A 16,850-nucleotide genomic window follows, 5' to 3' on the forward strand; every position below is an offset into this window, starting at 1 on the left:
CATGGCCGTACGAGCCGCCGTCCTTCCCGCCGTCGGCGCACCCCTGGAGATAACCGGCATCGAGCTGCCCGACCCGGGTCCCGGACAGGTCCGGGTCCGGCTCGCGGCGGCCGGGGTGTGCCACTCCGATCTCTCCCTGTCCGACGGCACCATGAGCGTGCCGGTGCCCGCGGTGCTCGGCCATGAGGGCGCGGGCACGGTCGTCGCCGTCGGCCCGGACGTCACCCATGTCGCGCCCGGGGCACCCGTCGTCCTCAACTGGGCGCCCGCGTGCGGCACCTGCCACGCCTGCTCGCTCGGCGAGGTCTGGCTGTGCGCCAACGCGCTCGACGGCGCGGCCGCCGTGTACGCCCACACCGCCGGCGGCACCCCGCTGCATCCCGGTCTGAACGTCGCCGCGTTCGCCGAGGAGACCGTCGTCGCCGCGTCCTGCGTGCTGCCGCTGCCGCCCGGGGTGCCGCTCGCGGACGCCGCGCTCCTCGGCTGCGCCGTGCTCACCGGGTACGGCGCGATCCACCACAGCGCCCGGGTACGGCCCGGGGAGAGCGTCGCGGTGTTCGGCGCGGGCGGGGTCGGCCTCGCCGCGCTCCAGTCGGCCCGGATCGCGGGCGCGTCCCGGATCGTCGCCGTCGACGTCTCGCCCGCGAAGGAGGACCTGGCGCGCGGCGCCGGCGCCACGGACTTCCTCCTCGCCTCCACGACCACGCCCCGCGAGATCCGCGCCCTCACCGGCAAGCAGGGCGTGGACGTCGCCGTCGAGTGCGCGGGCCGCGCGGTCAGCATCCGCGCGGCCTGGGAGTCCACCCGGCGGGGCGGCCGTACGACGGTCGTCGGCATCGGCGGCAAGGATCAGCAGGTCACCTTCAACGCCCTCGAACTCTTCCACTGGGGCCGCACCCTGTCCGGCTGCGTCTACGGCAACAGCGACCCCTCCCAGGACCTGCCGCTGCTGGCCGAACACGTCCGCGCCGGCCGTCTGGACCTGTCCGCCCTGGTGACGGAGCGGATCGGCCTGGCGGACATCCCGGCCGCCTTCGACAACATGAAGGCGGGGAAGGGCGGACGGGCGCTGGTGGTGTTCTGAGGGGGCGCGGGGAACCGCGCGAGGAACCACGACGCACCCGCGCCCGGCAATTCACCGACGCCCCCGCCCCCTCGCCGGCGATCAGCCCAGGGCACCTGGAGCGATGCCGAGCAGCGAGCACAACACCCGCTCCCCCTCCCGCGTCACCCGGACCGCCCGCCCGCTCCCGATCCGCTCGCACCACCCCGCGGCCAACGCGTGCCGGCAGAGCGCCGCCCCCGCCACACCGGCCAGGTGCGGGCGGCGCTCGGTCCAGTCCAGGCACCCGCGGGCCAGCGGACGGCGGCCGGTCGGCGTCAGGGAGATCCCCGTCGTCGCGAACCACTCCACCCCCGCGTCCGTCAGCGCGAACCCCGTGTCCTGACGCAACAGCCCCCGCGCGGTCAACGCGTCCGTGAGCGCGATCCCGAGCCGCCCCGCGAGATGGTCGTAGCACGTACGCCCCCGCGCCATCGCCGCCCCCGCGCTCGCCGCGCGCAGGGAACGCACCGCCCCCCGCCCGGCCGCCGGAGGCACCCGCGCCGCGAGATCCTCCACCAGCGTCGCCACCCGCGCGTCGGCCAGCCGCACATACCGGTGCCGCCCCTGGCGTTCCTGCGCGAGCAGCCCGCCCGCCACCAGCTTGCCCAGATGCTCGCTCACCGTGGACGCGGCCACCCCGGCGTGCCGCGCCAGCTCGCCCGCCGTCCAGGCCCGCCCGTCCAGCAGGGCCAGCAGACAGGTGGCCCGGGTCTCGTCCGCGATCAGCCCGGCCAGCGCGGCGAGCCCCGCGGCCTGAGGGTCCTCGATCCTGGTCATGCCTCCCAGCATGCGCCCGGAACACTTCGGCCGGCGCCGAAGTGTCGGCACCGGGCCGCCTAGGACTCCTGCCGTACCCGCTCGTACTGCTGCGCCAGCCCGTCCAGCAGCGCGCTCAGCCCGGCCTCGAAGGCCCGCTCGTCGATCTTCTCCTGCTGCTCCGCGAGGAGATGGGCCTGTCCGAGATGCGGATAGTCGGCCGGGTCGTACGCGCTCGCGTCGTCCACGAAGCCGCCCGCGAAGGAGCCGAGCGCGGAGCCCATGATGAAGTACCGCATCAGCGCCCCGATGGACGTGGCCTGCGCCGGTGGCCAGCCCGCGTCGACCATCGCGCCGTACGCCGCGTCCGCCACCCGCAGCGCGGCCGGCCGGCGCCCGGGGCCGCGCGCGAGCACGGGGACGATGTTGGGATGGGCGCGCAGCGCGGTCCGGTAGGAGACGGCCCAGTCGTGCAGCGCGGTCCGCCAGGCCCGGCCGTCCTCGAACATCGACAGATCGACCAGCGCGCTCACCGAGTCCGCGACCGCCTCCAGGATCTCGTCCTTGGTGCGGAAGTGGTTGTACAGCGAGGGCCCGCTCACCCCCAGCTCCGCGGCGAGCCGACGGGTGGAGACGGCCGCCAGGCCCTCCCGGTCCACGAGTTCGCGGGCCGTCCGGACGATCCGGTCGGTGCTGAGCAGGGGCTTGCGCGGTCGGGCCATGGCGCACATAGTAGGGCTGCGTCCTTAAACTAGCAGTGCTAATTTAAATGGGAGAGGTGATCCCGTGGTGAACCTGGGGCTGAGCGAGGAGCAGGCGGCCGTACGGCGGCTCGCGCGGGACTTCGTGACCCGTGAGATCGCCCCGCACGTGATCGCCTGGGACCGGGCCGAGGAGGTCGACCGGGGCATCGTGAAGAAGCTCGGCGAGATCGGCTTCCTCGGACTGACGGTCCCGGAGGAGTACGGCGGCAGTGGCGGCGACCACCTCTCGTACTGCCTGGTCACCGAGGAGCTGGGCCGCGGGGACTCCTCGGTGCGCGGCATCGTGTCCGTCTCCCTCGGCCTCGTCGCCAAGACGATCGCCGCCTGGGGGAGCGAGGAGCAGAAGCGGCGCTGGCTGCCGGGGCTGACCGCGGGCGAGTACGTCGGCTGCTTCGGCCTCACCGAGCCGGGCACCGGCTCCGACGCGGGCAACCTCACCACCCGCGCGGTACGCGACGGCGACGAGTACGTCGTCAACGGCAGCAAGATGTTCATCACCAACGGCACCTGGGCGGACGTCGTCCTGCTCTTCGCCCGCTCCACCGACGCCCCCGGCCACAAGGGCGTGAGCGCCTTCCTGGTGCCCACCGACACGCCCGGCCTGAGCCGCCGCCCGATCCACGGCAAGCTCGGCCTGCGCGGCCAGGCCACCGCCGAACTCGTCCTTCAGGACGTGCGGGTGCCCGCCGCCGCGCTGCTGGGCGAGGAGGGCAAGGGCTTCTCGGTCGCCATGTCCGCGCTCGCCAAGGGCCGGATGTCGGTGGCGGCGGGCTGCGTCGGGATAGCCCAGGCCGCCCTGGACGCGGCCGTCGCCTACGCGGGGGAGCGCGAGCAGTTCGGCAAGCCGATCGCCCGCCACCAGCTGGTGCAGGAACTGATCAGCGACATCGCGGTCGACGTGGACGCGGCCCGGCTGCTGACCTGGCGGGTCGCCGATCTGATCGACCGGGGCGAGCCGTTCGCCGTCGAGTCCTCCAAGGCCAAGCTGTTCGCCTCCGAGGCCGCGGTCCGCGCCGCCAACAACGCGCTCCAGGTCTTCGGCGGCTATGGCTACATCGACGAGTACCCGGTCGGCAAACTCCTGCGCGACGCCCGCGTGATGACCCTCTACGAGGGCACCAGCCAGATCCAGAAGCTGCTCATCGGCCGTTCCCTGACCGGGGTTTCGGCGTTCTGAGTACCGTCTGAGTAGCCGAGCGGATGTGGCGCGGGCCGTGCGCGCCGATCCTCTTCCTCATGAGTGACACATCGGTCAAGCAGCAGAGCACGGCCGCCTTCTACGGCCAGGCCGTCGCGTCCTTCGCCATCGCCATGGTGGCCACGTCCGTCGGCATCTTCCGGCTGGACACCGACGCATGGGTGCGCGCGTTCCTCGCGATCGCCGTCCTGTACCTCGTCACCTCCGCCTTCACCCTCGCCAAGGTGATCCGGGACCGCCAGGAGGCCGGACAGATCGTCAGCCGGGTCGACCAGGCCCGCTTGGACAAGCTCCTCGCCGAGCACGACCCCTTCGCCGAGAAGCTCTGACCTTCCGCACGGCCTTCGGGCTGCTGCGCTAAGCGCTCGCTCACCGTCGGCGGTATGGTGGTGCTCCTGTCACCGAGAGGGGCGTAAGAGCGATGAGTACGGCGGCGGAGACGACCGGCGGCGAGACGGAGCCGTGGGAGGAGGTTACCCCTGACGCGGCCCGGCGGCTGCTGGTGGCCGCCGTGGAGGCCTTCGCCGAGCGCGGCTACCACGCGACGACCACCCGGGACATCGCGGGCCGCGCCGGGATGAGCCCGGCCGCGCTCTACATCCACTACAAGACCAAGGAAGAGCTGCTCCACCGGATCAGCCGCATCGGTCACGACAAGGCCCTGGACATCCTGCGCACGGCCGCCCGCCGCGAGGGCTCCGCGAAGGAGCGGCTCGCCGACGCGGTCAGCTCCTTCGTCCGCTGGCACGCCGGGCGGCGCACCACCGCGCGGGTCGTGCAGTACGAGCTCGACGCCCTCGGCCCCGGGGCCCGCGCCGAGATCCTCGGGCTGCGCCGGCAGGTCGACGCCGAGGTGCGCGGGATCATCGAGGACGGCGTCGCCGCGGGCGAGTTCGAGGTGCCGGACGTCCAGGGCACCACGCTCGCCGTGCTGTCGCTGTGCATCGACGTGGCCCGCTGGTTCAACATCGACGGGCCACGTACGCCGGAGGCGGTCGGCGAGCTGTACGCCGAGCTGGTGCTGCGGATGGTCGGGGCGAAGTAGCCCCGCCCCGCGGCGAGGTCGGGGTTCTACAGGTAGTAGCGGGACACCGACTCCGCGACGCACACCGGCTTGTCGCCGCCCTCGCGCTCCACGGTGAAGGCGACGGCGACCTGCACGCCGCCCGTGACGTCCTCGACGCCGGTGATCGTCGCGGTGGCGCGCAGCCGGGAGCCGACGGGGACGGGGGCGGGGAAGCGGACCTTGTTGGTGCCGTAGTTGACGCCCATCTTCACGCCGTCGACCCGCATCAGCTGGGGGCCGAAGAGCGGCAGCAGGGACAGGGTGAGATAGCCGTGCGCGATGGTCGTCCCGAACGGCCCCGCGGCGGCCTTCTCCGGGTCCACATGGATCCACTGGTGGTCCCCGGTGGCCTCGGCGAAGAGATCGATCCGCTTCTGGTCGACCTCCAGCCAGTCGGTGTGGCCCAGCTGCTCGCCCACGGCCGCCTTCAGCTCGGCGGGGGAGGTGAAGATCCTCGGTTCTGCCATGTTCCCGGCCTCTCGATCGTATGCCTAAGCAACTGCTTAGCATGGTTGGGTGCGACGCCGATGTCAACGGACAGGCCCTAGGCTCTGAGGGGTGCCGCAGATTCCCGAGAAGATCCATGAGCTGACCGTCGGCCAGCTGGCCGCGCGCAGCGGTGCCGCCGTGTCCGCGCTGCACTTCTACGAGGCCAAGGGCCTGATCACCAGCCGCCGCACCGGGGGCAACCAGCGCCGGTTCAGCCGGGACACGCTGCGCCGGGTGGCGTTCATCCGCGCGGCGCAGCGGGTCGGCATCCCCCTCGCCACGATCCGCTCCGCGCTGGCCGAGCTGCCGGAGGAGCGCACCCCGACGCGGGAGGACTGGGCGCGGCTCTCGCAGGCGTGGCGCTCGGAGCTGGACGAGCGGATCACGCAGCTCAACCGGCTGCGCGACCACCTGACCGACTGCATCGGCTGTGGCTGTCTGTCGCTGGACACCTGTGTGCTGTCCAACCCGGACGACAAGTTCGGGGAGCGGCGGGCGGGGTCGCGGCTGATGGCGGAGGGCCGCTGAGCCCGGGGCCCGGCGGCCCGGCCCCGGCCCCGGTCACTCGTACTCCGTGCCGCCCTTGCGGGTCAGATACGCCGGACTCACCGCCTTCGCGATCGCGCGGCCGCCGGTCACCGCGCTGTACCGCTCGCCGGCCGGCCGTATCACCACGCCCTCGCGCAGATGCAGCTCGCGTCCCGAGACCGTCTCCCGGCCGCTCGCGACCGAGAGCACCCGGTCGATGTCGTACGGCCCCGCGTACAGCCGCGGCACCACCGGCAGTCCGCCGTCCAGTACGGCGGTGTCCAGCCAGCGCACGGTGCCCCCGATCTCCGCCGAGACGTCGAACACCGCGTACCCGAGGGTCTCGCGGCGGCCGTCCGCGCCGTACGTCAGGTCCTGCACGCCCGCGCCGTACACCTCGCCGAAGACGCCGATCCGCCGGGCCCCGAGCCGTTCGGCGAGGCGGGCGGCGGCCTCGGGGACGCCGTGGGCGTGCACGGCGCGCCAGTACAGGTTGCGGGGGTCCTCCTTGAGCGCGAGCGACCTGGCGCCGAAGCCCTTGGAGGAGACGTACACCCGCCCCTCGCCGGCGACATACGTCAGCAGGCAGGCCGAGCCGTGCAGCTTCTCGGTGAGCACCACCGGCTCGCCGGGCGTGAAGATGTCCGGGTGGCGCTGGATGTTCTCGATGTCGACCCAGGGCAGCAGCTCGGGCGCCGGCTCCACCTCGCCGTTCATGGTGGGCGGGATCGGCGGCACCCATTTGGTGATGCCGAGCCGCTCCGCGAAGTCCGTGCCCCGGGCGGCCGCGGCGGCGAGGTCGACGCCGTCGAGCGCCTTCGGCCGGCACACGAGGCCCTGGGACAGCTCGCCGCGCAGCCGTACCGCCCTGACCCGGTTGGCCGCCGACCCCGCGAGCCGCCCGGTCAGCCCCAGCTCCTCGATCAACTCGACCGGCAGCACGGCCTGTTCGGGAATGTACAGCGCCACCTCCCCGCTGCGGAACGCCCCCTTGGCCACCACGGCCCGGTACAGCCCCACCTGTGCCAGCTCCAGCGCGTCGGCGTTCGGGTGCGCATGGACGGTCAGCACCTCGGCGGTCACCCGCAATGTGGACATGGAGATCCCCCGTTCCTCACGGCTTCGACTCCCGCCACTGTCGCGGACACCAAACCCGTGGAACGAGCCGATTTCCGCCTGCTACCGTCCCGTCGGTCTATGACGAGTGCCGGGCCGATGCGTACTGGATGAGGCCCTCCGTCACCAACCGGGCGTTGGACGCGGCCCGTTCGCCGTCCGGCAGCAGCAGGGTGTCCTCCAGGCCGATCCGGGTCGCGAGGCCGAGGCGGGCGGCGAGGCGGAGGACGGACCAGGTGCCGCCCTCCTCGCCGTGCAGGAGACGGGGGCGGCCGTGCGCCTCGCCCAGGGCGGCCAGCAGAGCGCGGGCCGAGTCCTCCGCCGTGGCCGGGTCCGGCTCCATGACCTCGGCCAGGACGCGCAGGACCCGGGGGCCGAGGGTGGAGGCGGTGAAACGGGCCGCGCCGTCCGTGCCGGACCAGATGCCCGCCTCGACGGCCACACCCCGCTCCAGCAGCAGGGCGGCCAGCTCCTCCGCGCCCGGTTCGTGCCAGTTGACCGAGGCGAAGTCGGGCAGGAGGGGCCAGGAGCGCACCCGGGCGAGACGGGCGGCGGGGTCGGGTTCGGCCCAGGCGCCGGTGGTCACCCCGATCGGCACCGGAACCCGCTCGCGCAGCGCCTCCAGGACCGGGGTGAGGACGCGGGGGGAGAGGCTGTCGTGCCCGCACGGGCACTTGGGGTGGACATGGATCTCCGTGGCCCCGGCCGCGACGGCGTCCGCGGCGGAGCGCGCCAGGTCCTTCGGTGACATCGGGACGGCCGCGCCGTGCTCGGCGGTACGGCTTCCGTTCAGACATGCCTGCACCATGCTTCGATGGTGCCAGTCGCCGCCGGTGAAGTCAGCGGAGCGAGATCGGTGGAGCATGGGGGCGCGGCATCCCCTGCGCGGCCCCCGGACATTCCCCTGCCGAGATCCTCGCCGGCTCGGTCAGGCCGGCATCAGGAGGCGCCCCCGCCTGGCGTACGCCAGCGCCTGCGGGGAGAGCACCGGGCGCGGGACGAGTATCCCGCAGTCGCCGCACACGGGTCCCGAGGACGGTTCGTGGTCGAGGCCGTACTTCCATACGAGCCGGTCGGCGCCGCAGACCGGGCAGCTCGCCCCCGGCTCCCGCTCCAGTGCGTCGATCAGCCTGCGCAGCACCTCGGCCAGCGGATCGGAAGGGTGCACCCGCGGGTCGTCGCACCAGGCGACCCCGAAGCCGCCCCAGGTCAGCCGGTGCCAGTCGTCCACACTGCCCGGCCGGCGCAGCCCGTCGTGCTTCTCGCGGCGGCGGCGCTCGGTGAACTCGCTCTCGTAGCCGAGCCAGACGGAGCGGGCCTCCTCCAGCTCCTCCAGTGCGGCCACGAGCCGCGCCGGGTCGGGGGAGCGGTCCTCGGGACCGAACCCGGCCCGCGCGCACAGATGGTCCCATGTCGCCCGATGCCCGTAAGGGGCGAACTTCTCAAGGCACTTGCGCAGCGAATAGCGCCGCAGTGCCAGATCGCAGTCCGGATCGCGTACCTGTCTCGCCAGACTCCGGAAACCGGCCATCGCCCTGCACCTCCGTCACACCTGCACCTGTTCCGCGGCCACTTCGGCGTCGTCGTACGGACGTCGCCTGATAGACGTATCGACAGGCGCTTCGGCTCCATCTCTTCTCGCGCTTGTTCTGCTCGGCCTTCCCGCAAACCCAAAAACGTGACGCATGTTCATCTTCAACTTCGGGGATACCGGCGGTAACGTTCGCGCACCCCAGTCGCTAGGAGCTGCCATGCCACGGCGCACCCCACGGACCGCCCTTGACAGAGTGAGAACGTTCCGCCGACTCCCCGGGTTCCTGAAGACGGCGTCGGTATGCGTTCTGATAGCCGGACTTGTCTCCCCCATTACCCAGAGCGCCGCGAGCGCGGCCACTTCCGCGTCCCCCGCGGCCGCCGCGAACGACTACTGCGGCGGCCAGTGTTCGGACATCCTGCCGCCCGGCGAGAACGGCAACGCCACCCTCGCGCAGATCCTCCTCAACCAGGCCTTCGGCACCCAGCCCGGGCACGCCGAGGACCAGCTCGGCCCGTACGCCAACCTGGCCACGGGCTACAAGGGCCTGAGCGACACGACCATCAACAACTTCTTCAACGACGCCTCGTTCGGCGTCCCGTCCGACCAGGTCGCCTCGACCGAGAAGCCGAACGGGCGCAGCGATGTGACGATCGTGCGCGACAAGAAGACCGGCGTCCCTCACATCACCGGCACCACCCGCTACGGCACCGAGTTCGGCGCCGGGTACGCCGCGGCCGAGGACCGGCTCTGGCTGATGGACGTCTTCCGGCACGTCGGCCGGGGCCAGCTGACCTCCTTCGCGGGCGGCGCCGCCGCCAACCAGGGCCTGGAGCAGGAGTTCTACCGCAACGCGCCCTACACCGAGGCCGACCTCCAGGCGCAGATCGACCGCGCCGTGGCGAACAACGGCGCCCGCGGCCAGCAGGCCCTCTCCGACGCCGACGCCTACCTGGACGGCATCAACTCCTACATCGACGCCTCCGACAGCGGCCGTTACTTCCCCGGCGAGTACGACCTGACCGGCCACAAGGACGCGATCACCAACGCCGGCACCATCGACCACTTCAAGATCACCGACCTGGTGGCGCTGGCCTCCGTCATCGGCTCCCTGTTCGGCTCCGGCGGCGGGGGAGAGGTGAACAACGCCCTCTCCCTGATGGCCGCGCAGGACAAGTACGGCGTCGAGCAGGGCACCAAGGTCTGGGAGTCCTTCCGCGAGCGCAACGACCCCGAGGCCGTCCTCACCGTCCACGGCGGCCAGAGCTTCCCGTACGGCGCCAAGCCCGCCACCGCCCAGGGGCAGGCGATGCCCGACGCCGGCTCGGTGACCCAGGAGCCGCTGGTCTACGACCGCACCGGCAGCGCGGCCTCCACCGCCGCCAAGAGCGCCTCCACCACGGCCGCGAAGACGGACCTCAGCTCCGCCCACCGGGGGATGTCCAACGCCCTGGTGGTGAGCGGCAAATACACCGCGAGCGGCCATCCGATCGCCGTCTTCGGACCGCAGACCGGCTACTTCGCGCCGCAGCTGCTCATGCTCCAGGAGATCCAGGGCCCGGGCATCAGCGCCCGCGGCGCCTCCTTCGCGGGCCTGAGCATGTACGTCGAACTCGGCCGCGGCCAGGACTACTCCTGGAGCGCGACCACCTCCGGCCAGGACATCATCGACACCTACGCCGTCGAGCTGTGCCAGGACGACTACCACTACCTGTACCACGGCACCTGCACCGCCATGGACAAGGTCGAGCAGAAGAACTCCTGGTCGCCCACGCTGGCCGACGGCACCGCCGCCGGGTCGTACACCATGCGGGTCTGGCGCACCAAGTACGGTCCGGTGGAGTACCGGGCGACCGTCGGCGGCAAGAAGGTCGCCTACACCAGCCTGCGCTCCTCGTATCTGCACGAGGTCGACTCGATCATCGGCTTCCAGATGCTGAACGACCCCGGCTACATCAAGGGCCCCCAGGACTTCCAGAGCGCGGCGCAGCACATCAACTACACCTTCAACTGGTTCTACGCCGACTCCCAGCACACCGCCTACTACAACAGCGGCGACAACCCGGTCCGCGCGGACGGCGTCGACGCCGAGTTCCCGGTGTGGGCGCAGCCCGCCTACGAGTGGAAGAACTGGAACCCGGACACCAACACGGCCGACTACACCGCGCCCTCCGCCCACCCCAACTCCATCGACCAGGACTACTACGTCTCCTGGAACAACAAGCAGGCCAAGGACTACACCACGGCCTCCTGGGGCGACGGCTCCGTGCACCGCGCCAATCTGCTGGACGACCGGGTGAAGAAGCTGGTCGCGGCCGGCGGGGTGACCCGCGCCCAGCTGGTGCAGGCCATGGCGTCCGCGAGCGTCAGCGATCTGCGCGCCGAGGACGTGCTGCCCGAGCTGCTCCAGGTGATCAACTCCTCGCCGGTGACCGACTCCGCGGCCGCCGACGCGGTGAACAAGCTCCAGGCATGGGTGACCGCGGGCGCCCAGCGCACCGAGACCAGCGCCGGCTCCAAGACGTACGCCGACGCCGACGCGATCCGCATCCTGGACGCCTGGTGGCCGCTGCTGGTCAAGGCCGAGTTCCAGCCCGGCCTCGGCAGCGACCTGTACAACGCGCTCACCAGCAACCTGGCCATCGACGAGGCCCCGTCCGCCGGACACGGACCGACCGGCTCGCACGCCGGAAGCTCCTTCCAGTACGGCTGGTGGAGCTATGTCGACAAGGACATCCGCTCGGTGCTCGGGCAGAACGTGCAGGGCCCCCTCGCCGCGAAGTACTGCGGCAACGGGGACCTGGGCGCCTGCCGGGACACCCTGATCAGCACCCTCAAGCAGGCCGCCGGGATGACCGCCGCCCAGGTCTACCCGGGCGACTCGGTCTGCTCCGCCGGTGACCAGTGGTGCGCCGACTCGATCGTCCAGCGCACGCTGGGCGGCATCAAGCACGGCAACATCAGCTGGCAGAACCGGCCGACCTTCCAGCAGGTCGTGGAGTACACCTCGCACCGGTGACCTCGGGACCGAGCGAGCGGTGACTGGCGGTGGGTCAGGCGATCCGGCCCGCCGCCAGCACCACCCGGGCCAGTTCGGGGTGCAGGATGTCGCTGTGCGCCCCGGCCGGCGGACCGCCCCGGCGGACCACCGCCGCCGCGTCCACGTTCACACACCCCGACGCGGGCAGCCGGCCCGCCAGGGCGCCGGCCAGATCCAATTGGGCCGTGCCCGGCACCGCCTGCACCCCGTCATGGCCCAGCGCGCCCCACCGGGGACCCAGCACGGCCGCGATCTCGTTGCCCAGACAGGACCGGTCGTCCCCCGCGAGCCGCGAGGCCAGCGGATAGAAGGTGCCGAGCGCCGCGTCGAAGTGCGAGTGGCAGCACACCAGCGGACCGTCGATCCGCCGCTGCTGATCCTTGAGCGCCCCCGACTTGTGCGGGTCCTCGGGCAGCCGGTCCGCGAACACATAGTGCGAGAAGGCCCCTTCGAGCAGCGTCAGGGACTTCACCGGGCGCGCCTGACCGGGCAGCCCGCGCAGCGCGAACGCCACCAGGCGCCCGCCGAAGCTGTGGCCCACCAGATGCACCCGCACCCCCGGCGCCTTCGCCGCCAACTTCCCCAGCAGCGGCCCGAGTCCGTGCTCGCCGATGGTCCCGGCCCGCCCCTTCATCTGGTAGTACGCCGCCTGCCGCAGCAGCTCCTTCGCGCCCTCCCAGGGATTGGGCAGGCTGAACCCCTCGGTGCCGCCCGGTGCCGCGACCGCGGCCAGCGCACCGGCGAACTCGGCGCAGGCGGTGGCGGGTTCCTCGGTGAACACGGCCGGCTCGCCGTCCTCGTCGGTATCGGCCGCGGTGCTCCCCGCCCCGTCCAGCAGCAGCCGCACCAGCCGCCCGAACTCCGTCAACCCCGCGTCCCCGTCCGGCCGTTCGCCGAGCAGCCGGGCCACCTGGTCGATGACGTCCGCCCGGTCCGGGAAGGCGACGAGCAGCCCGCGCCGGGTGTCCTGGTCCAGCGCCGGTCCGGGCGCCGCCTCCGTCGCCACCACCGACTTCGGGAAGTCGGGGATCGGTTCGTCGCTGAACCGCATCGACGGCCAGACCACCCCGACGTACCCGAGGTGCGCCTTGGGGGCGAGTCCCGGGAACGGGGCGAAGAAGCGGCGGTACAGGGCGGTCGCCGCCGACCGGTCCTCGTTCCAGCCGTGTGCGAAGACGACCAGGTCACGGATGCCGTGTTCCGTGACCTGGGCCAGCAGGTGATCGCGTTCGGGCGGGTCGACGTCCCCGCCGGTGTCGAAGGTCAGCTCCCAGTAGGGAGACACGCTCATCCCGGAATCCGCCATGCCAGGCTCCCTCGCCCCGCGGAGAACGACACGTTACCCGGTGTAATTGTCCCGCGACGCAGTGGAGTTGAAACCGGTTCGCCTCACGTGTACAGCAGGTATTCCTTTCGGACCCGCCGGAACGCGGCCAACTCCTGCCGCCAGGCGCCCGTCACCTCGTCGGTGTCCGCGCCCGCGTCGATCATCGTGCGCACCCGGTCCGAACCGGTGAGCTTGTCGATCCAGTCGTCCGAGCGCCAGGCGAAGCCGTCCCAGACCTTGCGCGCGGTCACCAGCAGGGCGATCCCGGTGCGCACCGGGTCGTAGGCCGCCCGGTCCGTCACATGGATCTGCACCCCGCCGGCCGTCTTCCCCTCGAACTTGGAGAACGTGGGCGCGAAGTACGCCTCCCGGAACCGCACCCCGGGCAGCCCCAGCGCGTTCGCGGCCGCCGCCCAGCGGCCGTCGATGCCCTCGGCGCCGAGGAGTTCGAACGGCCGGGTGGTGCCGCGGCCCTCGGAGAGGTTCGTGCCCTCGAACATGCAGGTGCCGGAGTACACCAACGCCGTGTCCGGGGTGGGCATGTTGGGGCTCGGCGGCACCCAGGGCAGCGCCGAGGCGTCGTAGAAGTCCGTGCGCCGCCAGCCCGTCATCAGCACGGTCTCCAGGGGGCCGGACCCGCCGAGGAACTCCTTGTCGAACAGCCGGGCCAGCTCCGCGACGGTCATGCCGTGCGCCTGCGCGATCGGCTGCCGGCCGACGAACGTGGCGAACTCCTTGTGCAGCACCGGACCTTGAGCCTCACGGCCGGTGACCGGGTTCGGGCGGTCGAGCACGACGAACCGCTTCCCCGCCGTCCGGGCGGCCTCCATGCAGTCGTACAGCGTCCAGATGTACGTGTAGAAGCGGGCGCCGACGTCCTGGATGTCGAAGACGATCGTGTCGACGCCGGAGGCGGTGAAGACGTCGGCCAGCGGCTGACCGCTCTTGAGGTACGTGTCGTAGACCGGCAGGCCCGTCTCCGGATCGTCGTAGCGGCCCTCGGAACCCCCGGCCTGCGCGGTACCGCGGAAGCCGTGTTCCGGGCCGAAGACCGCCGTCAGCCTGACGCGGCTGTCCTCGTGCATGACGTCCACGATGTGCCGGGCGTCGCGGGTGATGCCGGTGGGGTTGGTGACGATGCCGGCCTTCTGGCCGTGGAGGAGCCGGTAGCCGTCGGCCGCGAGCCGCTCGAAGCCGGTGCGGAAGGACGCGCGGTGCCGAGGGGACACGGCCGCGCCGGGGGGCACGGCCTCCCCGGGGGACGCGGCGGGGACGGCGGCCAGGGTGGCCGTGGCCAGGAGGTTTCTTCGGGACAGCTGCATGGGACCTCCGTTGGTGCGGAAGGTGCGGGCCTCTAGAGGTTGGTGCGATGACCCTTCCTTCACACATACCGACCGGTTAGTCTGGCCGCGCTGAGCCGAGTCGCGTCGTGTCGAAGGAGACCGATGGTGGAAGCCATGCAGGATGCGGGAGTCGTCGTCACCGGGGCCGGTGGGGGGATCGGGGCCGCGCTGGCCCGGAGGTTCGCCGGGGCCGGGGCCCGGGTCGTGGTGAACGACCTGGACGGGCGAAAGGCGAAGGCGGTGGCCGAGGAGATCGGCGGGACCGCCGTGCCCGGGGACGCCTCCGCGATCGTCGAGGAGGCCCGGGACGCGCTCGGCGGGACCATCGACGTGTACTGCGCCAACGCCGGGGTCGGCTTCTCCGACGGCGACATCGCCGGGCCGCTGGACGAGCGGTCCTGGGCACTGGCCTGGGACGTCAATGTGATGGCCCATGTCCGCGCGGCCCACGCCCTGCTGCCGCACTGGCTGGAGCGGGGCAGCGGCCGGTTCGTCACCACCGTGTCCGCCGCCGGGCTGCTCACCATGGTCGGCGCCCCCTCCTACAGCGTCACCAAGCACGGCGCCTACGCGTTCGCCGAGTGGCTGTCCCTGACGTACCGCCACCGCGGTCTGAAGGTGCACGCGATCTGCCCGGAGGGCGTGCGCACCGACATGCTCGCGGCCACCGGCACCGCGGGCGAGGTGGTGCTGGTGCCGACCGCGATCGAGCCGCAGGACGTGGCCGACGCGCTCTTCAAGGGCATCGAGGAGGACCGCTTCCTGATCCTGCCGCACCCGGAGACCGGCGCCCGCTACCAGGTGCGCGCGGCCGACCCCGAGCGCTGGCTGGCCGGCATGAACCACCTCCAGCAGAAGGTGGAGGAGGTCTCGTGAGCGACTCCCCGTACGCGGCCAAGCCCTGGCTGGCCCTGCTGAACGAGGCCCAGCGGGTCCCCGTCGCCCCGGCCGACTCGCTGGTGCACGCCCTGCGCGCCGCCGCCGCGAAGGCGCCCGAGCGCACCTTCCTCGCCTACTTCGACGCCCGCCTGAGCTACCGCGAGGTGGACGAGCTCAGCGACTCGATCGCCGCGCGTCTCGCCGCGCGCGGACTGGAGCGCGGCGACCGGGTGGCCGTACTCCTGCAGAACTCCCCGCACTTCGTGCTGGCCGTGCTCGGCGCCTGGAAGGCGGGCGCGACCGTGGTGCCGGTCAACCCGATGTACAAGTCGGCCGAGGTCGGCCATGTGCTGCGGGACGCCGAGGTGGCCGCGCTGATCTGCTCCGAGCGGGCGTGGGAGTCGTACCTGCGGCGGACGGCGGCCGACTCGCCGGTGCGGATCGTGCTCACCGGGTGCGAGCTGGACTTCCAGACCCGCGACGACCAGCGGGTGCTGGCCTTCGAGCGGCTGCCGGGAGCCCCCGACGCCGAGGACCTGGTGGCCGTGGCCCGGCAGGGCGGGCGGGTGCCCGAGGGGCGGGACCCGGGACCCGGCGACATCGCGCTGATCAGCTACACCTCAGGGACCAGCGGCACCCCCAAGGGCGCCACCAACACCCACGGCAACATCATGTACACCGTGGAACGCCAGCGCACCGGGCTCCCGCTGCCCGAGGGGCCGGTCTACTTCGCGCTCGCGCCGCTGTTCCACATCACCGGCATGGTCTGCCAGTTCGGCGCCTGTCTGAACAGCGCCGGCACCTTGGTCCTCGCCTACCGGTTCGAACCGGGTGTGGTCCTGGAGGCGTTCGCCGAGCACCGCCCGGTGTTCACGGTCGGCCCCGCCACCGCCTTCATGGCGCTCGGCGCCCACCCCGGGGCGGGTCCGGAGCACTTCTCCTCCTTCGTGCACCTCGCCTCCGGCGGGGCCCCGCTGCCGCCCGCGCTGGTGGAGGGCTTCCGGGCGCGGTTCGGGGCGTACATCCGCAACGGATACGGGCTCACCGAGTGCACCGCGCCCTGCGCCTCCGTGCCCTCCGGTCTGGAGGCGCCGGTCGACCCGGTCTCCGGGACGCTCGCGGTCGGCCTGCCGGGACCGGACACGCTGGTGCGGATCGTGGACGAGAGCGGCGCGGACGTGCCGTTCGGCGAGCAGGGCGAGATCGTGGTGCGCGGGCCCCAGGTGATCCCCGGCTACTGGCGCCGCCCGGACGCCACCGCCGAGACCTTCCCCGGGGGCGAGCTGCACACCGGCGACATCGGGTTCATGGACCCGCAGGGCTGGCTCTACGTCGTGGACCGCAAGAAGGACATGATCAACGCGTCCGGGTTCAAGGTGTGGCCGCGCGAGGTCGAGGACGTCCTGTACGCCCATCCGGCGGTGCGCGAGGCGGCCGTCGTCGGCATCCCGGACGGCTATCGCGGGGAGACCGTCAAGGCGTACATCAGCCTTCGTCCTGGCGCCGCGGCGGACCCGGATGAACTCGCGGTGTACTGCAAGGAGAGACTGGCCGCCTACAAATATCCGCGCCAGGTGGAGATCCTGCCCGAGTTGCCCAAGACGTCGAGTGGGAAGATCCTCCGGCGGGAGCTTCGCTCCCGCGGCGACGGCGAACGCCGAAACTAGCGACACTCAGAACGAGCGACATCACGGAAGGCAGGTGG

Annotated in this window: 16 protein-coding genes; 8 read left to right on the top strand and 8 right to left on the bottom strand. The window is 72.2% G+C overall.

Features of this window, described 5'->3' with window-relative positions:
- Position 1 precedes the first annotated feature (1 nt).
- Positions 2-1,084, top strand: a complete 1,083-nt coding sequence (locus AB0N90_RS32530; protein ID WP_365202599.1) for a Zn-dependent alcohol dehydrogenase — start codon at positions 2-4, stop codon at positions 1,082-1,084.
- A gap of 81 nt (positions 1,085-1,165) precedes the next feature.
- Here AB0N90_RS32530 and AB0N90_RS32535 read toward each other — a convergent pair whose 3' ends face one another.
- Both AB0N90_RS32535 and AB0N90_RS32540 read right to left on the bottom strand, forming a co-directional pair.
- A complete protein-coding gene (locus tag AB0N90_RS32535) occupies positions 1,166-1,882 on the bottom strand; it encodes a winged helix-turn-helix domain-containing protein (protein WP_365202600.1) in 717 nt (238 codons plus the stop codon).
- Between the two features lie 59 nt (positions 1,883-1,941).
- On the bottom strand, positions 1,942-2,583 hold the full coding sequence (locus AB0N90_RS32540; RefSeq protein ID WP_365202602.1) for a TetR/AcrR family transcriptional regulator: 642 nt from the start codon (positions 2,581-2,583) through the stop codon (positions 1,942-1,944).
- 67 nt (positions 2,584-2,650) lie between these two features.
- Here AB0N90_RS32540 and AB0N90_RS32545 point away from each other — a divergent pair, with 67 nt between their 5' ends.
- The 3 genes from AB0N90_RS32545 (at position 2,651) to AB0N90_RS32555 (ending at position 4,868) form a co-directional block, all read left to right on the top strand.
- A complete protein-coding gene (locus AB0N90_RS32545) occupies positions 2,651-3,802 on the top strand; it encodes an acyl-CoA dehydrogenase family protein (RefSeq protein WP_365202660.1) in 1,152 nt (383 codons plus the stop codon).
- Between the two features lie 59 nt (positions 3,803-3,861).
- On the top strand, positions 3,862-4,152 hold the full coding sequence (locus AB0N90_RS32550; RefSeq protein ID WP_085568434.1) for a YiaA/YiaB family inner membrane protein: 291 nt from the start codon (positions 3,862-3,864) through the stop codon (positions 4,150-4,152).
- Between the two features lie 92 nt (positions 4,153-4,244).
- A complete protein-coding gene (locus tag AB0N90_RS32555; RefSeq protein ID WP_365202604.1) occupies positions 4,245-4,868 on the top strand; it encodes a TetR/AcrR family transcriptional regulator in 624 nt (207 codons plus the stop codon).
- A 26-nt stretch (positions 4,869-4,894) separates the two neighbouring features.
- Here AB0N90_RS32555 and AB0N90_RS32560 read toward each other — a convergent pair whose 3' ends face one another.
- Complete coding sequence (locus AB0N90_RS32560; protein WP_037658329.1) at positions 4,895-5,356, bottom strand: MaoC family dehydratase; 462 nt, start codon at positions 5,354-5,356, stop codon at positions 4,895-4,897.
- 91 nt (positions 5,357-5,447) lie between these two features.
- Here AB0N90_RS32560 and soxR point away from each other — a divergent pair, with 91 nt between their 5' ends.
- A complete protein-coding gene (gene soxR / locus AB0N90_RS32565) occupies positions 5,448-5,906 on the top strand; it encodes a redox-sensitive transcriptional activator SoxR (protein ID WP_365202606.1) in 459 nt (152 codons plus the stop codon).
- A 33-nt stretch (positions 5,907-5,939) separates the two neighbouring features.
- On the opposite strand, the gene AB0N90_RS32570 is transcribed toward soxR, so the two are convergent.
- The 3 genes from AB0N90_RS32570 to AB0N90_RS32580 form a co-directional block, all read right to left on the bottom strand.
- The gene (locus AB0N90_RS32570) at positions 5,940-7,004 is read right to left on the bottom strand and encodes an RNA ligase (ATP) (RefSeq protein ID WP_365202608.1); all 1,065 of its coding nucleotides are present in this window, start codon (positions 7,002-7,004) and stop codon (positions 5,940-5,942) included.
- 97 nt (positions 7,005-7,101) lie between these two features.
- Entirely contained in the window at positions 7,102-7,830 is a 729-nt protein-coding gene (locus AB0N90_RS32575; RefSeq protein ID WP_365202610.1) for a 3-keto-5-aminohexanoate cleavage protein, read from the bottom strand.
- A gap of 120 nt (positions 7,831-7,950) precedes the next feature.
- A complete protein-coding gene (locus AB0N90_RS32580) occupies positions 7,951-8,553 on the bottom strand; it encodes a hypothetical protein (protein WP_361681256.1) in 603 nt (200 codons plus the stop codon).
- A gap of 220 nt (positions 8,554-8,773) precedes the next feature.
- Between AB0N90_RS32580 and AB0N90_RS32585 the strand changes: the two genes are divergently transcribed.
- Positions 8,774-11,575 carry a penicillin acylase family protein gene (locus AB0N90_RS32585; protein ID WP_365202612.1) on the top strand — a complete coding sequence of 934 codons (2,802 nt, stop codon included), beginning with the start codon at positions 8,774-8,776 and terminating at the stop codon, positions 11,573-11,575.
- Positions 11,576-11,609: 34 nt separating this feature from the next.
- Here the strand turns inward: AB0N90_RS32585 and AB0N90_RS32590 are convergent, their stop codons facing one another.
- Complete coding sequence (locus AB0N90_RS32590; RefSeq protein WP_365202613.1) at positions 11,610-12,902, bottom strand: serine-threonine protein kinase; 1,293 nt, start codon at positions 12,900-12,902, stop codon at positions 11,610-11,612.
- A gap of 83 nt (positions 12,903-12,985) precedes the next feature.
- The gene (locus AB0N90_RS32595; RefSeq protein WP_365202615.1) at positions 12,986-14,245 is read right to left on the bottom strand and encodes a DUF1343 domain-containing protein; all 1,260 of its coding nucleotides are present in this window, start codon (positions 14,243-14,245) and stop codon (positions 12,986-12,988) included.
- Between the two features lie 123 nt (positions 14,246-14,368).
- Here AB0N90_RS32595 and AB0N90_RS32600 point away from each other — a divergent pair, with 123 nt between their 5' ends.
- Both AB0N90_RS32600 and AB0N90_RS32605 read left to right on the top strand, forming a co-directional pair.
- Positions 14,369-15,142: an SDR family oxidoreductase gene (locus AB0N90_RS32600; protein WP_093680972.1), complete on the top strand. Its 774-nt coding sequence runs from the start codon at positions 14,369-14,371 to the stop codon at positions 15,140-15,142.
- Positions 15,139-16,812 carry an AMP-binding protein gene (locus tag AB0N90_RS32605; protein ID WP_365202617.1) on the top strand — a complete coding sequence of 558 codons (1,674 nt, stop codon included), beginning with the start codon at positions 15,139-15,141 and terminating at the stop codon, positions 16,810-16,812. The genes AB0N90_RS32600 and AB0N90_RS32605 overlap by 4 nt, the downstream gene beginning before the upstream one ends.
- Positions 16,813-16,850 lie beyond the last annotated feature (38 nt).

This window comes from Streptomyces sp. NPDC093018, assembly GCF_040684035.1.
Classification (GTDB): Bacteria; Actinomycetota; Actinomycetes; order Streptomycetales; family Streptomycetaceae; genus Streptomyces; species Streptomyces murinus.